Source organism: Streptomyces sp. AHU1 (assembly GCF_045343905.1).
GTDB classification, from domain to species: Bacteria; Actinomycetota; Actinomycetes; order Streptomycetales; family Streptomycetaceae; genus Streptomyces; species Streptomyces triticiradicis.
Genome location: NZ_CP174283.1, coordinates 4,450,192 through 4,470,463 on the forward strand (window position 1 = coordinate 4,450,192; position 20,272 = coordinate 4,470,463).

General features: G+C 71.9%; 18 protein-coding genes and 1 tRNA gene. 11 read left to right on the forward strand and 8 right to left on the reverse strand.

Going from position 1 to position 20,272, the window contains the following annotated elements; all coding sequences use genetic code 11:
- Positions 1 to 92 precede the first annotated feature (92 nt).
- Positions 93 to 1,580, forward strand: coding sequence for an aminopeptidase P family protein (locus tag ACICHK_RS19875; protein WP_406837964.1), 1,488 nt, complete (start codon positions 93 to 95; stop codon positions 1,578 to 1,580).
- Positions 1,581 to 1,753: 173 nt separating this feature from the next.
- On the opposite strand, the gene ACICHK_RS19880 is transcribed toward ACICHK_RS19875, so the two are convergent.
- Positions 1,754 to 2,578 carry a triphosphoribosyl-dephospho-CoA synthase gene (locus tag ACICHK_RS19880; RefSeq protein ID WP_406837965.1) on the reverse strand — a complete coding sequence of 275 codons (825 nt, stop codon included), beginning with the start codon at positions 2,576 to 2,578 and terminating at the stop codon, positions 1,754 to 1,756.
- Positions 2,579 to 2,734: 156 nt separating this feature from the next.
- On the reverse strand, positions 2,735 to 3,190 hold the full coding sequence (locus ACICHK_RS19885; RefSeq protein WP_151470975.1) for an ATP-binding protein: 456 nt from the start codon (positions 3,188 to 3,190) through the stop codon (positions 2,735 to 2,737).
- Between the two features lie 275 nt (positions 3,191 to 3,465).
- Here ACICHK_RS19885 and ACICHK_RS19890 point away from each other — a divergent pair, with 275 nt between their 5' ends.
- The 9 genes from ACICHK_RS19890 (at position 3,466) to ACICHK_RS19930 (ending at position 13,750) form a co-directional block, all read left to right on the forward strand.
- A complete protein-coding gene (locus ACICHK_RS19890; protein ID WP_406837966.1) occupies positions 3,466 to 4,311 on the forward strand; it encodes a hypothetical protein in 846 nt (281 codons plus the stop codon).
- 224 nt (positions 4,312 to 4,535) lie between these two features.
- Positions 4,536 to 5,270: a YcnI family protein gene (locus ACICHK_RS19895; protein ID WP_406837967.1), complete on the forward strand. Its 735-nt coding sequence runs from the start codon at positions 4,536 to 4,538 to the stop codon at positions 5,268 to 5,270.
- Positions 5,271 to 5,415: 145 nt separating this feature from the next.
- Positions 5,416 to 6,060 carry an SCO family protein gene (locus ACICHK_RS19900; RefSeq protein ID WP_151470978.1) on the forward strand — a complete coding sequence of 215 codons (645 nt, stop codon included), beginning with the start codon at positions 5,416 to 5,418 and terminating at the stop codon, positions 6,058 to 6,060.
- Positions 6,057 to 6,542 carry a copper chaperone PCu(A)C gene (locus ACICHK_RS19905; RefSeq protein WP_406837968.1) on the forward strand — a complete coding sequence of 162 codons (486 nt, stop codon included), beginning with the start codon at positions 6,057 to 6,059 and terminating at the stop codon, positions 6,540 to 6,542. Before ACICHK_RS19900 ends, ACICHK_RS19905 begins: the two co-directional genes overlap by 4 nt.
- 13 nt (positions 6,543 to 6,555) lie before the next feature.
- A complete protein-coding gene (locus ACICHK_RS19910; RefSeq protein ID WP_406837969.1) occupies positions 6,556 to 8,568 on the forward strand; it encodes a copper resistance CopC/CopD family protein in 2,013 nt (670 codons plus the stop codon).
- Positions 8,569 to 8,576: 8 nt separating this feature from the next.
- Positions 8,577 to 9,896, forward strand: coding sequence for an iron uptake transporter deferrochelatase/peroxidase subunit (gene efeB, locus ACICHK_RS19915; RefSeq protein ID WP_406837970.1), 1,320 nt, complete (start codon positions 8,577 to 8,579; stop codon positions 9,894 to 9,896).
- A gap of 206 nt (positions 9,897 to 10,102) precedes the next feature.
- Positions 10,103 to 11,038 carry a prephenate dehydratase gene (gene pheA, locus ACICHK_RS19920; RefSeq protein WP_151470982.1) on the forward strand — a complete coding sequence of 312 codons (936 nt, stop codon included), beginning with the start codon at positions 10,103 to 10,105 and terminating at the stop codon, positions 11,036 to 11,038.
- A gap of 583 nt (positions 11,039 to 11,621) precedes the next feature.
- Positions 11,622 to 12,899 carry a serine--tRNA ligase gene (serS, locus tag ACICHK_RS19925; protein WP_151470983.1) on the forward strand — a complete coding sequence of 426 codons (1,278 nt, stop codon included), beginning with the start codon at positions 11,622 to 11,624 and terminating at the stop codon, positions 12,897 to 12,899.
- The gene (locus tag ACICHK_RS19930) at positions 12,896 to 13,750 is read left to right on the forward strand and encodes an HAD family hydrolase (protein WP_151470984.1); all 855 of its coding nucleotides are present in this window, start codon (positions 12,896 to 12,898) and stop codon (positions 13,748 to 13,750) included. The genes serS and ACICHK_RS19930 overlap by 4 nt, the downstream gene beginning before the upstream one ends.
- Before the next feature lie 43 nt (positions 13,751 to 13,793).
- Here ACICHK_RS19930 and ACICHK_RS19935 read toward each other — a convergent pair.
- From ACICHK_RS19935 to ACICHK_RS19960, 6 genes are all read right to left on the reverse strand, one after another.
- Positions 13,794 to 13,878: transfer RNA gene (locus ACICHK_RS19935), tRNA-Ser, on the reverse strand.
- A gap of 263 nt (positions 13,879 to 14,141) precedes the next feature.
- Entirely contained in the window at positions 14,142 to 14,372 is a 231-nt protein-coding gene (locus ACICHK_RS19940; protein ID WP_151470985.1) for a hypothetical protein, read from the reverse strand.
- A 128-nt stretch (positions 14,373 to 14,500) separates the two neighbouring features.
- Entirely contained in the window at positions 14,501 to 15,220 is a 720-nt protein-coding gene (locus ACICHK_RS19945; RefSeq protein WP_151470986.1) for an ABC transporter permease subunit, read from the reverse strand.
- A gap of 10 nt (positions 15,221 to 15,230) precedes the next feature.
- Positions 15,231 to 16,142, reverse strand: a complete 912-nt coding sequence (locus tag ACICHK_RS19950; RefSeq protein WP_406837971.1) for an ABC transporter ATP-binding protein — start codon at positions 16,140 to 16,142, stop codon at positions 15,231 to 15,233.
- The gene (locus ACICHK_RS19955; protein WP_151470988.1) at positions 16,139 to 17,044 is read right to left on the reverse strand and encodes an ABC transporter permease; all 906 of its coding nucleotides are present in this window, start codon (positions 17,042 to 17,044) and stop codon (positions 16,139 to 16,141) included. Before ACICHK_RS19955 ends, ACICHK_RS19950 begins: the two co-directional genes overlap by 4 nt.
- Positions 17,034 to 17,996, reverse strand: a complete 963-nt coding sequence (locus tag ACICHK_RS19960) for an ABC transporter ATP-binding protein (protein WP_151471085.1) — start codon at positions 17,994 to 17,996, stop codon at positions 17,034 to 17,036. Before ACICHK_RS19960 ends, ACICHK_RS19955 begins: the two co-directional genes overlap by 11 nt.
- 267 nt (positions 17,997 to 18,263) lie before the next feature.
- Between ACICHK_RS19960 and ACICHK_RS19965 the strand changes: the two genes are divergently transcribed.
- Positions 18,264 to 20,087 carry an SDR family oxidoreductase gene (locus tag ACICHK_RS19965; protein WP_406837972.1) on the forward strand — a complete coding sequence of 608 codons (1,824 nt, stop codon included), beginning with the start codon at positions 18,264 to 18,266 and terminating at the stop codon, positions 20,085 to 20,087.
- Positions 20,088 to 20,272 lie beyond the last annotated feature (185 nt).

Sequence of the window (20,272 nt, forward strand, 5' to 3'; positions counted from 1 at the left end):
CTCACCCGATGTAACAGGCCTTCCGGCCCTGGGCCCCCTTCAGTACGACCGTACGATGGGTGAGGTCCTAAGTCGTACGAAGGAGGCAGACCGTGTCGGAGGCGCTCACCCCGGAGACCCCGGAAGCCGTGCTCGACGAAGCCGCTGACGAAGCGGGCGAGGAAGAGCCCATCAAGCAGCGCAAGAACGGCCTGTACCCGGGCGTGTCCGACGAGCTGGCCGCCAGCATGAAGTCGGGCTGGGCCGACACCGAGCTGCGGGGCCTCACGCCCATCGCGCAGGCCGAGTACACCGCGGCCCGCCGCGCCGCGCTGTCCGCGCGCTTCCCGGGCGAGCGCCTGGTGATCCCGGCGGGCAACCTGAAGACCCGCTCGAACGACACGGAGTACCCCTTCCGTGCCTCGGTCGAGTACGCCTACCTCACCGGCAACCTCACCGAGGACGGCGTCCTCGTGCTGGAGCCGGCCGCCGAGGGCCACAGGGCGACGATCTACCTGCTGCCGCGCTCCAACCGTGAGAACGGCGAGTTCTGGCTGTCCGGGCAGGGCGAGCTGTGGGTCGGCCGCCGCCACTCCCTGGCCGAGGCCGAGCAGCTCTACGGCATCCCCGCCTCGGACGTCCGCGAACTTCCCGCCGCGCTGAAGGAGGCCACCGGTCCCGTCCGGGTCGTGCGCGGTCACGACGCCGCGATCGAGGCCGCGCTGACCGACAAGGTCACCCTGGAGCGGGACGAGGAACTGCGCGTCTTCCTGTCCGAGGCACGGCTCGTCAAGGACGAGTTCGAGGCCGGCGAGCTGCAGAAGGCCGTCGACTCCACCGTGCGCGGCTTCGAGGACGTGGTGAAGGTCCTGGACAAGGCCGAGGCCACCAGCGAGCGCTTCATCGAGGGCACCTTCTTCCTGCGCGCGCGGGTCGAGGGCAACGACATCGGCTACGGCTCGATCTGCGCTTCGGGCCCGCACGCCTGCACGCTGCACTGGGTGCGCAACGACGGCCCGGTCCGCTCCGGCGACCTGCTGCTGCTGGACGCGGGCGTGGAGACCCACACCCTCTACACCGCCGACGTCACGCGCACGCTCCCGGTCAACGGCACCTACACGGAGATCCAGAAGAAGATCTACGACGCCGTGTACGACGCCCAGGAGGCCGGTATCGCGGCCGTCCGGCCGGGCGCCAAGTACCGCGACTTCCACGACGCCGCGCAGCGCGTGCTGACCGAGCGGCTCGTCGAGTGGGGTCTCGTCGAGGGCCCGGTCGAGCGCGTCCTGGAGCTCGGCCTGCAGCGCCGCTGGACCCTGCACGGCACCGGCCACATGCTCGGCATGGACGTCCACGACTGCGCCGCCGCGCGCACCGAGACGTACGTCGAGGGCACGCTGGAGCCGGGCATGTGCCTGACCGTCGAGCCGGGTCTGTACTTCCAGGCGGACGACCTGACCGTGCCGGAGGAGTACCGCGGCATCGGCGTCCGCATCGAGGACGACATCCTCGTCACTGAGGACGGCAACCGGAACCTGTCGGCCGGTCTGCCGCGCCGCTCGGACGAGGTCGAGGCCTGGATGGCGTCCCTCAAGGGCTGACGCGGCGCCCGCGAGGGCCGACGCGGTACCGATGGCCGGGTGTCCTCCGGGGCGCCCGGCCATCGGTGTGTCCGGGTGGCGCGTACCCGCACGCCCGGTCCGTGCCCCCGACGGTTCCGGGTGTGCCCGGAGCGGCCGTCCGCGGACGCGGTCTCCGCTCCGGTGGCGGTCCGTCAGGCCGGCGTGACCGGCAGCGCGTCCACGAACAGCGCGCCCGCGAGCAGGGCACCGCTGCCGCCGGGCCTCCACCCGCGCGCGTGGAGGTCGTCGTCGAGGGCGGCCAGGCCCGAGCGTCCCGCCCGCGTGGACGTGCCTCCCGCTTCGAGCACTTCCCGGGCACCGGCCTGGACATGGCGAAGGCCGTGGGGTCCGGCCGTGTACAGCAACTCGGTGTCCTGGAGCGTGGACATGACGGTGAGCAGGGCGTCGAGACGGGCGCGGGGTTCGGGCGCGCCGGCCGCACGGGTGGTCGCGAGCGCGTCCAACGCCCTGCGCACGTGCGGGAATCCGGCCCGCGCCTCACCGCGCGCGCCGGCCGCGCCGTACTGCGCCGAGACGGACGAGCCGCGGGAGGGCCGCCGCGGTGCCCGCCGGTCGGTGTGCGCCGCGATCCGCTTGGCCGTCGTGGTGACCTCGGCTCCGCGGGCCCCGGGATCCAGGGCCGCCGCGGCGACCAGCAGCCCGAGGGCCCACAGCGCGCCCCGGTGTCCGCCGCCCGCCAGGGCCACCGAGTGCTCGGTGCACCGGCCGATCGAGCCCAGTTCCGCGCGGAGTCCGGGGGTGGCCCGGCCGGTGCGGCGGGCGGCCGCGGCCATGGCCGCGAGGCCGGGGGTCAGCGCCTTGGCGGACCAGCGCAGGGAACACAGATCACGCCGGGTGACCCGGGCACGGAGGTCACGCGGGTCGGGCAGCCCGGGTTTGGGGGTCAGCTCCAGCTGCCGGGTCAGCGCGGCCACCGCGGCCACCGCCAGCGCCTCGTCGTCCTCACGGCTGTTCATCGACGTATCCCTTCCCCTGAGGACACCGGCGGTGGAGGCACCGGAGCCGAAGCCGGCCGCGCGGGAAGGAAACCTAGACGCGCCGGCTGTCGAAAACCTGGGCGGGCGCTGTCACCGGCCTGTGGAACGCGGGAGAACCGGGGGAGGGCCGGCGCGTCAGGCCGGGAGCAGCGAGGGGACCGTCCTCCACTTGAGGATCTTGTCGAAGCTCACCACCGCACCGCCGCGCCCGGGCCTGTTGCCGATGTGGACGTGGTCGGCGAGCTCGTGGATCAGGCACAGCCCCCGGCCGTGCTCCGCGTCCTCGTCGGCCGGGCGCAGCGGCGCACGGACGCTGCCGGCCGGGAACCCCGGGCCGAAGTCGGTGACTTCGATACGGAACTGGTCGCCGTCGAGATAGGCCGTCACGCGGTACGCCTCGCAGGAGGGGTCGTGCACGTCGTCCCCGCCGTGCTCGACGGCGTTGGCGCAGGCCTCGGTGAGGGCGATCGAGAGGTCGTACGAGATGTCCGGGTCGACACCCGCGCTCTCCATCGTGCCGAGCAGCAGACGTCTGGCGAGCGGAACACTCGCAGCCTCGCGCCGCAGATGGAGTGACCACCAGATGCTCATGCTCCAGCCTCCCGGCCGCGGCTCGACATACCGTTACGTATTGCCGCAACCACCCGTGCGCAATCGCATACGCGACGTGATGCCGCCCATACGGCCGACGCGCTCCCCCGGGCAAGCGGTGTATGCGCGAGCGATCAGGCGTCCGGCGCGGACCGCGATCAGGCATCTGACGAGGACCGTTCGGCGGTACGCCGCACGGCGGACGGACCGGTCACAAGCCGTCAATCGGACCTGCCGTACGGGTCGTGCGGGCCCAGTGCGATGATGAGCCCGCCATGACTGCCCCCCACCAGCGTTCGGCGCGCTCCGGAGCAGGCCTCCGGATCCTGAGGGCCGCGGTGTTCGCCGCGGTCTGCGTCGTGCTGGCCGCGGCCGGTCACGGGATCGCCTCCTGCGCCACGGTCCCCCTGTGGACGCTGGGTGCCGGATTCGTCGCGGTCTTCGCCGTCGCCGCGGCGCTGGCGGGCCGCGAACGCGCGCTGCCGGGCATCGTGGTGCTCCTCGCGCTCGGCCAGACGGTGCTGCACACGCTCTTCGGACTCGGTCTGGGGACCCGTGCGTCGGCCACCGGGTCCATGGGCTCGATGGCGCCGGGGCCGCCGATGTCCGACGCCATGCTCGTGGAGCGGGCCGCCCGCCTGGTGTGCGGTACGGCCGCGGCGGCGATCAGCCCCGCGCAGGCCATGAAGATCCTCGCCGACGCGCGGATCGACACGGGCATGACGGGGATGACGGGCATGACGTCGTCCATGCGCCATGCCGCCGACGCCGTGCCCGACGCCGCGGGCACCTCGATGCCGATGCTTCCCTCCCTGCCGATGCTGCTCGGCCACGTGCTCGCGGCCGTCGCCGCCGGGTGGGTGCTGCGCCACGGCGACCTGGCCCTCCTGCGGCTCATGCGGCTGTCGGCGCAGGGAGTCACCGAAGCGGCGCTCGTACGGTCCCTGCGCGCCGCCCTGACACTCGTACGCGCCCTGCGCACGGGACTTCCCGGGGCGCCCGAGATCATGCGCACGCCCCGTACCGCGCTGCTCACGCCCCTCGCTCCCCGGACGACCGCTCTTCAGCACACCGTCGTCCGGCGCGGGCCGCCCTCCACCGCGTTCGCCCTCGTCGCCTGACACGACGCGCCGCCTCACGGAGATCCACGGAACGCCCCGTCCTCGGAGTCCTCGACTCCACGGACCCCGCGGCCTCCAGGACCTCCCCGAAGGGGACGCGGTCGTGCCGCACACGCGCGTGCCCGCCAAGTCTCCCTCCGGGCTTCGTTCCGCCCCTTCCACGGGACACCGAGGCGCACGCGCGTCCCCTTCGTCACCGGACTGAAAGTGGAGTGTTTCCCTACATGAAGACCTCTCGCCTCGTCGCCGCCGGCACCGTCGCCGCCACCGCCGTTCTCACCCTGTCCGCCCCCGCGTTCGCGCACGTCAGCGTGCAGCCCGAGGGCGTGGCCGCCAAGGGCAGCTACGCCGTCGTGAACTTCAAGGTGCCCAACGAGAGCGACACCGCCTCGACCACCCAGGTCGAGGTGAACCTCCCGGCCGACCACCCGCTGGCCTCCGTCATGCCGCAGAAGATCGACGGCTGGACCGTGAAGGTCACCAAGTCCAAGCTGGACAAGCCGGTCACCGCGCACGGCGAGAAGATCGGCGAGGCCGTCACCAAGGTCACCTGGACCGCCGACGGCAAGGGCATCGAGCCGGGCTTCTTCCAGAAGTTCCCGCTCTCCATCGGCGCGCTGCCCGAGGACACCGACTCCCTCGTCTTCAAGGCCGTCCAGACGTACTCCGACAAGAGCGTCGTGCGCTGGATCGAGCCGCAGAAGGAGGGCGCCGAAGAGCCCGAGCACCCGGCCCCGACGCTCGCGCTCTCCGCCGCGACCGAGGGCGGCCACCACGGATCCGCCGCCGCGGAGGACGCCTCCCACACCGAGGAGTCCGCCGAGCACACCGACGAGGCGGCCTCCGCCGCGGACGACAGCGACACCACCGCGCGCGTGCTCGGCGTCGTCGGCATCGTCGTCGGCCTGGCGGGCGTGGCGTACGGCGTTCTGGCCGGCCGTCGGCGTACGAACGCCTGAGGTACAGGCACCCGCCTGAGGCACTGAGACACACACGCTCCTGGTGGGCACCGGAGAGCCGCGGACGCGGCTCCCCGGACCCGGCCCCTCGGCCTCGTCCGGCCCCCGGTGCCCACCGGCGCGCTCACATCTGGGACATTTTTCTATGCGCAAGAAGACGTACGCGACGGCCGCCCTGTTCGCCGCCGCCGCTCTGACCCTCTCCGCCTGCGGCAGCGGCGACGACAGCGCCGCGCCGGCCGCCGTCGTGTCCGCCCCCACCAAGGCCGCGACGGTCCTCGACCAGCCGTTCGAGAAGCCGGACCTCGTGCTCACCGACACGACCGGCAAGAAGTACGACCTGCGCGCGGAGACCAAGGGCAGGCCGACGCTCGTCTACTTCGGTTACACCCACTGCCCCGACGTCTGCCCCCTGACGATGAACAACATCGCCGTCGCCAAGAAGCAGCTGCCGAAGGCCGAACAGGACAAGCTGCGCGTCGTGTTCGTCACCACCGACCCGGCCCGCGACACACCCGCCGCGCTCGGCACCTGGCTCAAGGGCATCGACTCCGAATTCATCGGCCTGACCGGCGACTTCGACACGATCCAGGCCGGCGCCCGCAGCCTCGGCATCACCATCGAGCCGACGACCAAGGACAAGAACGGCAAGACCGTCTCGGTGCACGGCACCCAGGTCATCGCCTTCTCGCCGAAGACCGACGCGGGCTACGTGCTGTACGGCGAGAAGGCCACCGTCGACGACTACACCAAGGACCTGCCCGAGATCGCCGAGGGGAAGAACCCGTGAGCCGCCGTCCGCGCCGGCACAAGGGGCTCCTCGCCGCCTGCTCCCTCGTCCTGGCCACCGCGGGAACCCTCACGGCCTGCGGTCCGGACGGCTCCCCGTCGTCCTCGGCCGCGCCCGAACTCAAGGTCACCGGCGCCTACATGCCCGCTCCGAGCATGGACACGATGGCGGCGGGCTTCTTCACCGTCACCAACTCCGGCGGCGCCGACACGCTCACCTCGGTCACCAGCGACCTCTCGGACGAGGTGACGATGCACGCGACCGTGGACGGCGCGATGCAGGAGAAGAAGTCGTTCACCGTGCCCGCCGAGGGCACCCTGGCCTTCGCCAGCGGCGGCAACCACCTCATGTTCGGAAAGCTCACCCACAAGCCCGGACAGGGCGAGAAGGTGTCCGTGGAACTGCACTTCGCCAAGTCCGGCACGGTCAGGATCTCCATGCCGGTGAAGCCCGCGACCTACGACCCGAAGACCGGACGCTGAGGGAGGCATCACCGTGACACCGACCATCGCCCCCCGCCTCAGGACCCTCCTGCTGCTGCTCCTCACCGTCCTCGGAGCGCTCCTGGCGGGTGCCGCGCCCGCCTCCGCGCACGCCGCGCTGACCGGGAGCAACCCGACGCAGGGATCGGTGGTCGACGAGGCACCCGCCCAGGTCTCGCTCACCTTCTCCGAGCAGGTCTCGCTGAACGGGAACTCGCTCCAGGTGCTCGACCCCAAGGGCAAGCGGGTCGACACCGGCGGCGCGAGCGACCTGGGCGGCGACACCTACGGGCTGAAGATCCGCCCCGGGCTGCCCGACGGCACGTACACCGTCACCTACCAGGTGGTGTCGGCGGACAGCCACCCCGTCTCGGGTGCCTTCACCTTCTCCGTCGGCGCCCCCTCGGGGACCTCCGTCGCGCTGTCCGGCCAGGCGGCGGGCGGCGGCACGGTCGGCTTCCTCTACGGAACCGCGCGCTACTTCTCCTACGCGGGATTCATCCTGCTCGTCGGCGGCGCCGCCTTCGTACTGGCCTGCTGGCAGCGGGGTTCGGGCATCCGGCCCGTGCAACGGCTCGTGGTCGGCGGCTGGCTCACCCTGACCGCCTCCACCCTCGCCCTGCTGCTCCTGCGCGGCTCGTACGTGGGATCCGGCAAGGCCGCCGACATCTTCGACCTGACCCTGCTCGGCCAGGTGCTGCAGACCAAGTCGGGCGCGGCACTGATGTCGAGACTGCTGCTGCTCGCCGCGGCGGCGCTGTTCATCGCGGTGCTCTTCGGCGCGTACGCCAGACGCGACGAGGACGAACGGACGGCCGGCGCGAACACCGGTGACGGCGGGACGGCCGAAGGAGCCGGCACCGGCTCCCGGGACACCGGGGACCCGGACACCGGGGCCCGGACCGCCGGGGACCCGGACACCGAGACCGGTCACCCGGCCGCGGAGAAGAGCGACCTCACCTTCGGGCTCGCCGTCGGCGGCTCCGTCGTCGCGGCCGGCATCGCCGCCACCTGGGCCATGGCCGAGCACGCCTCGACCGGCCTCCAGCCGGGCATCGCGATGCCCGTCGACGTCCTGCACCTGCTGGCCGTCGCCGTCTGGCTCGGCGGTCTGTCGACGCTGGTGGTGGCCCTGTTCCGGGCTCCCGCGGACACCCCGATCGAGGCGAGCGCCGTACGCCGGTTCTCCCGCCTCGCGTTCGGCGCCGTCCTCACGCTGGTCTCGACCGGGATCTACCAGTCGTGGCGGCAGCTCGGCTCCTGGTCGGCCCTCACCGGCACGTCGTACGGACGACTGCTGCTCGTCAAGATCGGCCTGGTGGCAGTCCTCGTGGGCATCGCGTGGCTCTCGCGGCGCTGGACGGGACGGCTGACCGGGACGACCGCCCCCGAAGCCTCCGCCGTCGTCGTGGAGCAGCGCTCCGAGGCGAGGACCCCCGCCACCGTCCCCGCCGACCCCCGGCGCGCCGCCCAGCTCGCCCGGCAGCAGGCCGCCCTGGACTCCACGCGTGACAAGCGGGTCCGTGACGCCGACCCGCACCGCTCGGGCCTGCGGCGCTCGGTGCTCGCCGAGGCCGGGGTCGCGGTCGTCCTGCTCGCGGTCACGACCGCGCTGACGGCGACCGAGCCGGGACGCACCGAGGAGGCGGCCCGGCAGGCCACGGTGTCCGCCGAGCGGCGCTCCGGACCGCTGTCCCTGAAGATGCCGTTCGACACGGGCGGCGAGGACGGCAAGGGCACGGTGGAGGTCACCCTCGACCCGGCCCGCGTCGGCGGCAACCAGATGCACGTGTTCGTGCTCCGGCCGAACGGCAAGGCCTTCGACGTCCCCGAGGTGAAGGTCGCCTTCACCCTCACCGCGAAGGACATCGGCCCGCTGCCCGTGACCCCCGACCGGGTCTCCACCGGGCACTGGGCGGCGAGCGGAGTGCAGATCCCCCTGGCGGGCGACTGGAAGGTCGCGGTGACCGTGCGCACCTCCGACATCGACCAGGCCACCGTGAACAAGAACGCGCAGATCGGCTGAACCTGACCATGGCTGACCAGTCCACCCCCGGGACCTCCGCCCCCTCCGCCCGGAAAGCCCCGACCCCCGAGGAGTCCCCCGGCACCCCGCCGTCGGCCGGCTCCCCGACAGGGGTCATGTCACGGCGCCGGCTGCTCGGCACCGCCGGGGCCACCGGACTCGCCCTCGGCGCGGCGGGCGCCGCCGTGGGATACGCGGCGGCGCCCGCCCCCGTGAAGACCGTCCCGCTGACCTCCGTCGGCGCGGACATGGCGATGTTTCACGGGAAACATCAGCCGGGCATCACCACCGCCCTCCAGGCGCGTGGCCACCTCGTCGCCTTCGACCTCACGGCGGGCTCGGGCCGCAGGGAGGCCGCCGCCCTGCTGCGCCGCTGGTCGGTGACGGCCGAGCGGCTGATGGCGGGCGAGGCCGCGGCCCACGAGGACACGGATGTCGCCCGGGACGCCGGCCCGTCCTCCCTCACCGTCACCTTCGGCTTCGGCCACAGCTTCTTCTCGCGCACGGGCCTGGAGAAACAGCGCCCCCTCGCCCTGGACCCGCTGCCCGACTTCTCCTCCGACCGCCTCGACAAGGCACGCAGCGACGGCGACCTGTGGGTGCAGATCGGAGCGAACGACGCCCTCGTCGCCTTCCACGCCCTGCGCGCGATCCAGAAGGACGCCGGCGCCGCGGCGCGGGTGCGCTGGCAGATGAACGGCTTCAACCGCTCGCCGGGGGCCACCACCGAGCCCATGACCGCCCGCAACCTGATGGGCCAGATCGACGGCACCCGCAATCCGAAGCCGTCCGAGCCCGACTTCGACGGACGGATCTTCGTCCCCGCCTCCGGCACCCCCGAGTGGATGGCGAACGGCTCGTACGCCGTCGTACGCCGTATCCGCATGCTCCTCGACGACTGGGAGAAGCTCTCGGGCAAGGCCCAGGAGGACGTCATCGGACGGAAGAAGTCCGACGGGGCACCGCTCAGCGGCGGCACCGAAACCACCCCGATGGACCTGGACAAGACCGACGCCGACGGCAACCTGATCGTGCCGGTCAACGCGCACGCCCGCATCACCCGGCCCGACCAGAACGGCGGCGCCGCCATGCTGCGCCGGCCGTTCTCCTTCCACGACGGCATCGGCGCCGACGGCACGCCCGACGCCGGTCTGCTCTTCGTGTGCTGGCAGGCCGATCCGGTGCGCGGTTTCGTCCCCGTCCAGCGCAAACTCGACCGCGGCGACGCGCTCTCGACGTACATCCGCCACGAGTCGAGCGGACTCTTCGCGGTGCCGGGCGGCGCCGCCGAAGGGGAGTACGTGGGACAGCGGCTGCTGGAGGGCTGACCGCCCGGCCTCCGGGAGTCTCCTGCACGGTGGTCCGGCGCCAGGCCCGTACCGGACCGCGCGCCGGCCCGGTGCCGGGCTCCGCGCGGACTCGGCACGACGCTCCGTACCGCCTTCCGTACCGCGGTACCGGACTCCGTACCGGAGCCGGTTCCGGGGATCCGCGGGTGTCGGACGCGCCGGGCGAGGCCTATTAGGGTGACGGTATGTCGGCGACGCGCTACACCTATCTCGGCCCCGAGGGTACGTTCACCGAGGCCGCCCTCCGCACGCTTCCCGAGGCCGCGACACGGGAGCTGGTCCCCATGGTGTCGGTGCCGGCCGCGCTCGACGCGGTACGCGGCGGCCAGGCCGCGGGCGCGCTCGTCCCGATCGAGAACTCCGTCGAGGGCGGTGTCACCGCCACCCTCGACGAACTGGCCAAGGGCGACCCGCTGATGATCTACCGCGAGGTCGTGCTGCCGATCGCCTTCGCGCTGCTGGTCAGGCCCGGCACGGCACTGAAGGACGTCAAGACGGTCACCGGACACCCGGTCGCCCAGCCCCAGGTGCGCAACTGGCTGGCCGCGCATCTGCCGGACGCCGTGTGGGAGTCGGCGGCGTCGAACGCGGACGGCGCCCGGCTGGTGCAGGAGGGCCGTTACGACGCGGCCTTCGCGGGCGAGTTCGCCGCGGCGACGTACGGCCTCGAACCGCTGGTGACCGAGATCCACGACGCGGCGAACGCCGAGACCCGCTTCGTGCTGGTCGGCCGCCCGGCCCGGCCCGCCGCGCCGACCGGCGCCGACAAGACGTCCGTGGTCATCTGGCTCGGCGACGACCACCCCGGAGCACTGCTCGAACTGCTCCAGGAATTCGCCGTCCGCGGCGTCAACCTGATGCGGATCGAGTCCCGCCCCACCGGCCGGGGCATCGGCAATTACTGCTTCTCGGTGGATGCCGAGGGCCACATCACCGACCGCCGGGTGGGCGAGGCGCTGATGGGCCTCAAGCGGATCTGCCCCCAGGTGCGTTTCCTCGGTTCCTATCCGCGGGCCGGTGTCGCCCTGGAGGACGTGGGGCCGCTGCGGCCCGGGACGTCCGACGACGAGTTCTCCGCGGCGTCGGACTGGCTGGCGCGCTGCGCCGACGGCCGGTTCTGAACGGCGGATCCACATCCGTCCGAGCGTCGTCCCCCGGTCCTACCTGCCGATTTTCTTTGTCCACAAAGTTATCCACAGGAGTGCTTCTCGACCTGGGGACAAGTCGACAACGAAGCCCTACATCATCGACAAATCGGCTACTCGACCCAAGTCCGTCCACACCCCCGCGCGTCCCTCTTCGTCTACCCTTTTCCATTGATCAACCCTATGGAGCGAATCTTTTACACCCGAAAGTGGGTGTACAGACGGTTTGGACCAGGAATTCCTCGGCCATCCGAGACGGATCGGAACGATCAATTCCGACATCCACAGATCATCCACACAGCCTGTGGATAACTGACCGGTGAGGCCAATCCCTGTGGACAACCCGGTTCGCAAGTCCCGCTCCCCACAAGGGAATCCAGTCAACCGGCCACATGCCCTCTGCCCCGTTTCGGGGAGTAGGCCCCCTTTCCTTGACGGCGTCGGGCGATCAGTCGGGCGATCAAGGGATTCGGTCCGGCATTTCACTCATACCGTGACAGCCATCACGCTCCGGAATATCGGTTCGTTGGCCGGAAGCCCGCACCGGTAGCCTTGAGGGGTGATTGACCTTCGCCTGCTCCGTGAGGACCCCGACCGTGTTCGCGCCTCCCAGCGCGCCCGTGGAGAGGATGTCGCGCTCGTCGACTCCCTCCTCTCCGCCGACGAGCGGCGCAGGTCGTCCGGCGTCCGCTTCGACGAGCTGCGTTCCGAGCAGAAGTCGCTCGGCAAGCTGATCCCCAAGGCCACCCCGGACGAGCGCGCCGAGCTGCTGAAGAAGGCCGAGCAGCTCAAGACCGACGTCAAGACCGCCGAGGCCGAGCAGAACGAGGCGGACGAGGAGACCAAGCGGCTCCTCCTCCAGCTCGGCAACCTGGTGCACCCCGACGTCCCGGTCGGCGGCGAGGAGGACTTCGTCGTCCTGGAGACGCACGGGACCATCCGTGACTTCGCCGCCGAGGGCTTCGAGCCCAAGGACCACCTGGAGCTCGGCGAGGCCCTGGGCGCCATCGACGTCGAGCGCGGCGCCAAGGTGTCCGGCTCGCGCTTCTACTACCTGACCGGTGTCGGCGCGCTCCTGGAACTCGCCCTCGTCAACGCGGCGATCGCGCAGGCCACCGAGGCCGGCTTCACTCCGATGCTGACCCCGGCCCTGGTCCGCCCGCGCGCCATGGAGGGCACCGGCTTCCTCGGCCAGGCCGCGGAGAACGTGTACCACCTGGAGAAGGACGACTACTACCTGGTCGGCACCTCCGAGGTCCCGCTCGCCGCGTACCACATGGACGAGATCCTCGACGCGGACAAGCTGCCGATGCGCTACGCCGGTTTCTCGCCGTGCTTCCGCCGCGAGGCCGGCACCTACGGCAAGGACACCCGCGGCATCTTCCGCGTGCACCAGTTCGACAAGGTCGAGATGTTCTCGTACGTCGCCCCGGAGGACGCGGAGAACGAGCACCGGCGGCTCCTCGAGTGGGAGAAGCAGTGGCTGACCGGCCTCGAACTGCCCTTCCAGGTGATCGACGTGGCCAGCGGCGACCTGGGGGCCTCGGCCTCCCGCAAGTTCGACTGCGAGGCGTGGATCCCGACCCAGGGCAAGTACCGCGAGCTGACCTCGGCCTCCAACTGCGACGGCTTCCAGGCCCGCCGCCTCTCCGTCCGCATGCGCGACGGCAAGAAGGTCCAGCCGCTCGCCACCCTGAACGGCACGCTGTGCGCCGTCCCGCGCACCATCGTCGCGATCCTGGAGAACCACCAGCTCGCCGACGGTTCGGTCCGGGTTCCCGAGCTGCTGCGTCCCTACCTGGGCGGCCGTGAGGTTCTGGAGCCGATCTCCAAGTGACCAGCACCACCGGTTCGGCGGGAGCGTCCGGGGCCGCGGAGCCCGGGGCGTTCCCGTACAAGCTCGTCGCGACCGATCTCGACGGGACGCTGCTGCGTTCCGACGAGACGGTCTCGGCGCGCACACGGGACGCGCTCGCCGCGGTGACCGAGGCTGGCGCGGCCCACATCGTCGTCACCGGGCGCGCGGTGCCCTGGACGCGGCACATCCTCGACGGGCTCGGCTACCGGGGTCTGGCGGTCTGCGGCCAGGGCGCGCAGGTCTACCACGCGGGGGAGCACCGGCTGCTCACCTCGGTGACGCTGGACCGGCAGCTGGCCGGTCTCGCGCTCGCCAAGATCGAGGCGGAGGTCGGACCGCTGCTGCTGGCCGCGAGCCGCGACGGGCTCGACGGCGAGGTGCTGGTGGGTGCCGGCTACCGCAGGCTGGAGGGGGCGCTGCCGGTCGTCCCGCTCAGGGACGCGGCGGACCTGTGGTCGGCCCCTCTGAACAAGCTGTACGTCCAGCACCCGACGCTCTCCGACGACGAGCTCGCGGCCGTGGCCGTGGAGGTCGCGGGCGGACTCGTCGGCGTCACGATGGCGGGTCCGGGGATCGTCGAGCTGCTCCCGCTCGGCCTGACCAAGGCGACGGGACTGTCCCTGGCGGCCCGGCGCCTGGGCGTCAAGGCCGCCGACACCATCGCCTTCGGCGACATGCCGAACGACCTCCCGATGTTCGCGTGGGCGGCCCACGGCGTGGCCATGGCCAACGCCCACGACGACCTCAAGGCGATCGCGGACGAGGTGACGTCCTCGAACGAGGAGGACGGGATCGCGGTGGTGCTGGAGCGGTTGCTGGCGCGTCCGTAGCGACGCCCTCGGCGGCGCCGGGACTTCGGGCGGGAACGTCTCGCGGAGGATGCGCGGATCGAACGCGCGCGGGGTCTCCCCCGACCACGGCTTAGCAAGCCGGTGCCTTTCCACTCGGCCAATCCTCCGGGTGGGCGGCCCGCGCGGTGACGCGCGCTCGAAGCGGCCGCCCCGGGCAACTCCCCCTGCGAGCGGGTTCGACGGAGGTAGTGACTACTCCGGAACCCGCCGCGGGCTGCCCTGTCGGGAGCTCGACGAACTGCTCCTGATGAACATCGTCGCGCTCCTCTCCCCGTGTGTGGCGCCGGCTCGACGCGGCGGCGTGGACGACAACCACTGTGCCCGGGCGCCGACTTGGGCGCCACTGATTAAAAGGCGCGGCCCCGGGGGCTCACTTGCGGCGCCATCTGCGCCGCCGGCCCTTGCTGAAGAACCACCCGGCGGGCGGCTCGTCCGAGCGCCAGGGCTGCGGGTCGGGGCCGCCCTCGCGCCAGCGGGCGGCGAGCATCCGTGCGCGGGCCGACGGCTCGGTCGTCTCCGCGGACCGTACGAAGTCCTCGTCGAGCACGAGGTCGTCCCACGGCTCCCCCGCCGGTTCCCTTCCCGGTTCCTCGGTCGTCATCCCCGTACCTCCCGGCCGTGCGTCCCCGTTCCGGCCAGTGTGCCCGGGCGGGAGTGAAGCCTCTGTCAAGGAAGAAGGGCTCTCCGCGCGCGTGCCCGTGACGGGCACGCGCGCGGAGAGCCCTCGTCTCATTCCTCGCCGGCCAGCGTCAGCGACCGCAGTCGCTGTCCCGCGTACCAGGTGGCGAGGACGGTGACCACGACCAGCAGGACCGTCGCGGTCGGCAGGCTCACGTCCGAGGTGACGATGTCCCCGCCGGTCACCTTGTGGCCCACGGCGAGCGCCCACTGCTGGACGCTGAGCGTGCGCGCGCCGGACACCAGGGACCCGAACAGGGCTTCCCAGACGAGCGCGTAGACGAGCCCGAAGACCACCGCGTGCCGGGTGACGGTCCCGAGGAGCAGGAACATCGCGGCGTAGGCGATCGAGGCGACCAGGGCGGCCACGGTGTAGGCGACGGCGATCTGCTGGCCGTTGCCGTTGAGGATCATGCCCGCGACGAAGGTCGGCACCGCCGAGAAGGCCATGGTGACGGCGATCGCGACGATCAGCTTGGTGAAGATGATCGTGGGCCGCTTCAGGGGCTTGGCCAGCAGGTACACCACCGAGCCGTCGTCGATCTCGGGTCCGATCGCGCCCGTGCCCGCGATGACGCCGATGATCGGGACCATGGTGGCGAGCGCGAACCCGCCGAGCAGGTCCGAGGCCACCTGGTCGTCGGCTCCGGAGAAGCTGCGGACGGCCAGGGAGATCACGACGAGCAGGACGGGCAGGACGCCGAGGATGAGGGCCCGGCGGCGGCCGAGCAGGCCCCGGTAGGTGAGCCGGGCGACTGTGGGGTCGTACATCTTCGGCCTCCTACGCCGCGACGAGATACGAGAAGACGGATTCGAGCGACTCGTCGGACGGGGACACCGTCAGCAGCCGGATGCCGTGCTCGCGCGCGACCTTCGGCAGCAGGGTGGTGAACCGGCCGAAGTCGACGGCCTGGATGCGCAGCGCGCCCTCGGCGAGGTCGACCTCGATGCCGGAGGTCGACGGGTCGGCGATGAGTGCCGCGGCCAGTGCGCGGTCGTCGCTGGAGCGGACCAGGTAGCGGTGCGGGCGGTCGGTCATCAGCCGGCGGATGCGCCGGAAGTCGCCGCTCGCCGCGTGCCGTCCGGCGACGATCACCTCGATGTGGGCGGCGAGCTGCTCCACCTCTTCGAGGATGTGGGACGAGAACAGCACGGTGCGGCCCTCGTCGCCCATGCGGCGCAGCAGGTCCATGAGCTGCATGCGCTGGCGCGGGTCCATGCCGTTGAACGGTTCGTCGAGCAGCAGCAGCGAGGGTTCGTGGACCAGCGCGGACGCCATCTTGACGCGCTGTCGCATGCCCTTGGAGTACGTGGAGATCTTGCGGTCCTGCGCGTACTCCATCTCGACGGTGGCGAGCGCGCGGTCGGCGGCCTTCGCGCCGAGACCGTGCAACTCGGCGTTGGCGAGGACGAATTCGCGTCCGGTGAGGAAGTCGTACATCGCCTCGCGTTCGGGGACGATGCCGATGTGCCGGTAGATGTCCTCGTTGCGCCAGGTCGGCTTGCCGTCGAGGGTGACGGAGCCCGTGGAGGGGGCGAGGAAGCCGCCCATCATGTTGATGAGGGTGGACTTCCCGGCGCCGTTCGGGCCGAGCAGGCCGGTGACGCCGGGGCCGATCGTCATCGTGATGTCGTTGACCGCCACCACGTTGCCGAACCAGCGCGATACGTGGTCGATGGTGAGCGTGGTCACAGCCCGGCCTTTCGGTAGCGGCGCATCAGGAGGCCGTAGCAGCCCGCGATGAGACCGAGGACGACGGCGAGGTAGACGAGTCCCTGTGCGGACGAGGGACCCACCTCGCCGGGGAAGGCGGAGGAGGCGCCGAGGAAGGCCGTCTGGACCCCGTCGATGAGGGTGATCGGGGAGAAGAGGCCGAGCCAGGGCACGGCTCCGCTGCTGGACCGCTCGAAGGCGATGGCCTGGACGGTGGAGACCGCTCCGTAGGAAATGGTCAGGGCGGCGATGACGGCCGCGATGCCGAAGCCGCGGCGCGGGGTGACCGCCGAGATGACCAGGGCGATGCCCGCGAAGAGCAGGGACAGCAGGGCCACGGAGGCCAGTCCCTGTCCGAAGCCCTTGGACTGGTCGGCGAAGTCGAGCTTGGCCAGCAGCGCGCCCACGTAGAGGACGATCAGCGGAGCGGCCGTGAGGACGAACAGGGCCGAGGCCAGGGCCGCGTACTTGGCTCGCACGTAGTCGGCGGTCTCGATGGGGCGCGAGAAGTACAGCGGCACGGTCTTGAAGCGCAGGTCCCGGGAGACCGCCTGGGGGCCCTGCGAGGCGACGTACAGGCCGATGACGGCCTGCATGATCACGGCGTAGCGGGTGTAGTCGACGGGGAGGTCCTTGGCCTTGGTGGCGACCGCGACGGCCACCATGATCAGCGCGGGGACGCACATGACCACGAAGAGCAGCATCGGCAGGATCTTGGACTTGACCGAGCGGCCGAGTCCGTAGGCGCCGCGCAGGGACTGCGAGTAGAGGGAGCGGCGGGCGTAGGCGCGGCCGAGGCGCGGGCCGTCGTAGTTGCGGTAGCCGATGTTGTGGATACGGGTCTGCTCACCCGGCTGGGTGAGGGGGTGCTCAACCGCCATGGCCGACCGCCTCCTTCCGCTGTTCGTCGCTGTCGGTGAAGACCTCGGCGATGTGGTGCCTGCGCTGTTCCATGCGGACCAGCCCGAGGCCGAGGTCGGCGACCGTGTCGCGGACGAGGTCGTAGGTGTCCTCGCTCTCGGCGGTGAGCAGCAGGATGTGTCCGGCGCCGGGCAGTCCGCCGCCGTCGTGGGTCTCGATCCCGCGCGCGTGGAGCACCTCGCGGACCGCGCTCGTGCCGTCCGGGTGCTCGTCGCTGTCGGTGACCTCGATGGCGAGGGTCGTGGTGGTCTTGGTGAAGTCCGTGGTGGAGCTGGAGCGCAGCAGCTTGCCGCCGTCGACGACCACGACGTGGTCGCAGGTGCGTTCCAGTTCGCCCAGGAGGTGCGAGGTGACCAGGACCGAGATGCCGAAGTCCGTGTGGATGCGGCGGATCAGTCCGAGCATGTCGTCGCGGCCGACCGGGTCGAGGCCGTTGGTCGGTTCGTCGAGGAAGACCAGCTGGGGGTCGTGGACGAGGGCCTGCGCGAGTTTGACGCGCTGCTTCATGCCCGTCGAGTAGCCGCCGATGGGGCGGTAGCGCTCCTCGTACAGACCGACGTGGCGCAGGGTGTCCGCGGTGCGCTCGCGGGCCGCGGCCGGCGGCAGTCCGGACATCCGCGCCATGTGGACGACGAACTCGGTGGCCGAGACGTCGGGCGGCAGGCAGTCGTGCTCGGGCATGTACCCGACACGCTCGCGGATGGCGGCGCCCTCGGTGGCGACGTCGAGACCGAGCACGTGCGCGCGGCCCTCGGTGGCGGGGGACAGACCCAGCAGGATCTTGATCAGTGTGGACTTGCCGGCTCCATTGGCTCCGACGAGTCCGGTCACACCAGGCCCGACGTCCACGGAGAGCCGGTCAAGCGCGGTCACCCGGGGGTACCGCTTGCTCAGGCTTTCGGTCGCGATCACAGTCACGGTTCGACGGTAGTGGCGCACACCACAGGGGTCGTCAACCCGTGGAGGTGGATCCGCGTCAGCCTCCAGTCGTACGGGCCCGTAGGGGTCACCCTCAGGTACGGCCGCCGGGCCGGACGGGCCGTCCCGCCCGGCCGGTCGTCCACAGCCGATCGCGGGACTGTTGACGCGGCCTCTAACAACTGTCACATTCGCCGGTGTCACGTTACGGACACGTACCGCGATCGGCGGGGACAGGTGGGGCGGGGCATGAGGACGGCCATGACGGACGGACCGCCGACGAAGCCGCGTGTGCGGCGCCGGGGGGGAGGACGAGTGAGTCTCGTGGGCGCGCGCGAGCGCCGGATACGGACGGGCGGGGTCGAGCTGTGCGTCGCCGAGCTGGGGGACGGCGGGCGGCCGACCGTGGTGCTGGTGCACGGCTATCCGGACTCCAAGGAGGTGTGGTCCGAGGTCGCCGAGCGGCTCGCCGACCGCTTCCACGTCGTGCTCTACGACGTGCGGGGGCACGGCCGTTCGACGGCGCCGCGGCCCCTGCGGGGCGGGTTCACGCTGGAGAGGCTGACCGACGACTTCCTGGCGGTGATCGACGCCGTCAGCCCCGGTGAGCCGGTGCACCTCGTGGGCCACGACTGGGGTTCGGTGCAGTCGTGGGAGTTCGTCACGGCCGCCCGCACCGAGGGGCGGATCGCGTCCTTCACGTCGATGTCCGGTCCGTCGCTCGACCACCTCGGCCACTGGATCAGGCGGCGGACGCGCCGGCCCACCCCGCGCGGGATCGGCCAGCTCCTCGGCCAGGGCGCCAAGTCCTGGTACGTGTACATGCTGCACACGCCGGTGCTGCCCGAGCTGGTTTGGCGCGGCCCCCTGGGCAAGCGGTGGCCGGGGATCCTCCAGCGGTTCGAGAAGGTGCCCGCGGGCGACTACCCGACCGCGTCGCTGCCCTCCGACGCGGCGCACGGCGCGTGGCTCTACCGCGACAACGTGCGGACCCGGCTCGGCCGCCCCCGCGAGGACGCGTACGCGCACGCGCCCGTGCAGCTCATCACCCCCCTGGGGGACCCCTTTCTCTCCGAGCGGCTCCACGACGAACTGGAGAGGTGGGCCCCCGGTTCGGTGCGCCGCACGCTCCCGGCCGGGCACTGGGTCCCGCGGACCCGCCCCGACCAGCTGGCCGCCTGGATATCGGGGTTCGTGACGGCCAACGAGGGCCGCGGGAACGAAGCTCCCGCGCCCGGGCCGGCGGCCTCCGGCAGGTACGCGGACCGGTTCGGCGGGCAGCTCGTGCTGGTCACCGGCGCCGGCAGCGGCATCGGACGGGCCACCGCGCTCGCGTTCGCCGAGGCCGGCGCGCGGGTGGTGGCCGTCGACCGGGACGCGCAGGGCGCGGCCCGCACGGCGGAGACGGCCCGGCTGGTCGGCTCGCCCGCGGCCTGGGCCGAGACGGCCGACGTCGGCGACGAGCGGGCCATGGAGGAACTCGCCGCCAAGGTCGCCGCCGCGTACGGCGTGGTGGACGTGCTGGTGAACAACGCCGGCATCGGGCTCGCCGGCTCCTTCTTCGACACCACGGCGGAGGAGTGGAGGAAGGTCCTCGACGTCAATCTGTGGGGCGTGATCCACGGCTGCCGGCTCTTCGGCGGACAGATGGCCGAGCGCGGGCAGGGCGGCCACATCGTCAACATCGCGTCGGCGGCGGCGTACCAGCCCTCGCGGGCCCTGCCCGCCTACAGCACCTCCAAGGCGGCCGTCCTGATGCTCAGCGAGTGTCTGCGCGCGGAGCTGGCCGGGCGGGACATCGGCGTCTCGGCGGTCTGCCCCGGCTTCGTCGACACGGGCATCACCTCCACCGCGCGCTTCGCCGGGACCGACGCGGCCGAGGAGGAACGGCGCCGGAAGAAGTCGGCGCGGCTCTACGGGCTGCGCGGCTACCCGCCGGAGAAGGTCGCCGACGCGATCCTGCGCGCGGTCGTCCGCGACGAGGCGGTGGTGCCGGTCACCCCGGAGGCGCGTGGTGCCCGCTTCCTGCACCGCTTCGCTCCGGGGGCGCGGCGTGCGGTCGCACGGATGAGGCCGCCCCTGTGAGCGGATGACCGGACGGGGCGCCGGGCGGCCCGGCAGGACCGCCCGCCCCGCTCCACCGGCCGTCCGCGTCGCTGTCCGCCGTGCGCGACGAGGCCGCGCGGAGGCCTTCGCCCGGAGACCGCCGCCCGGCGGGAAGGAGTTCCGCGCGGCGGCCGGAAGGAGTTCCGCGCGGCCGTACCGCCCTC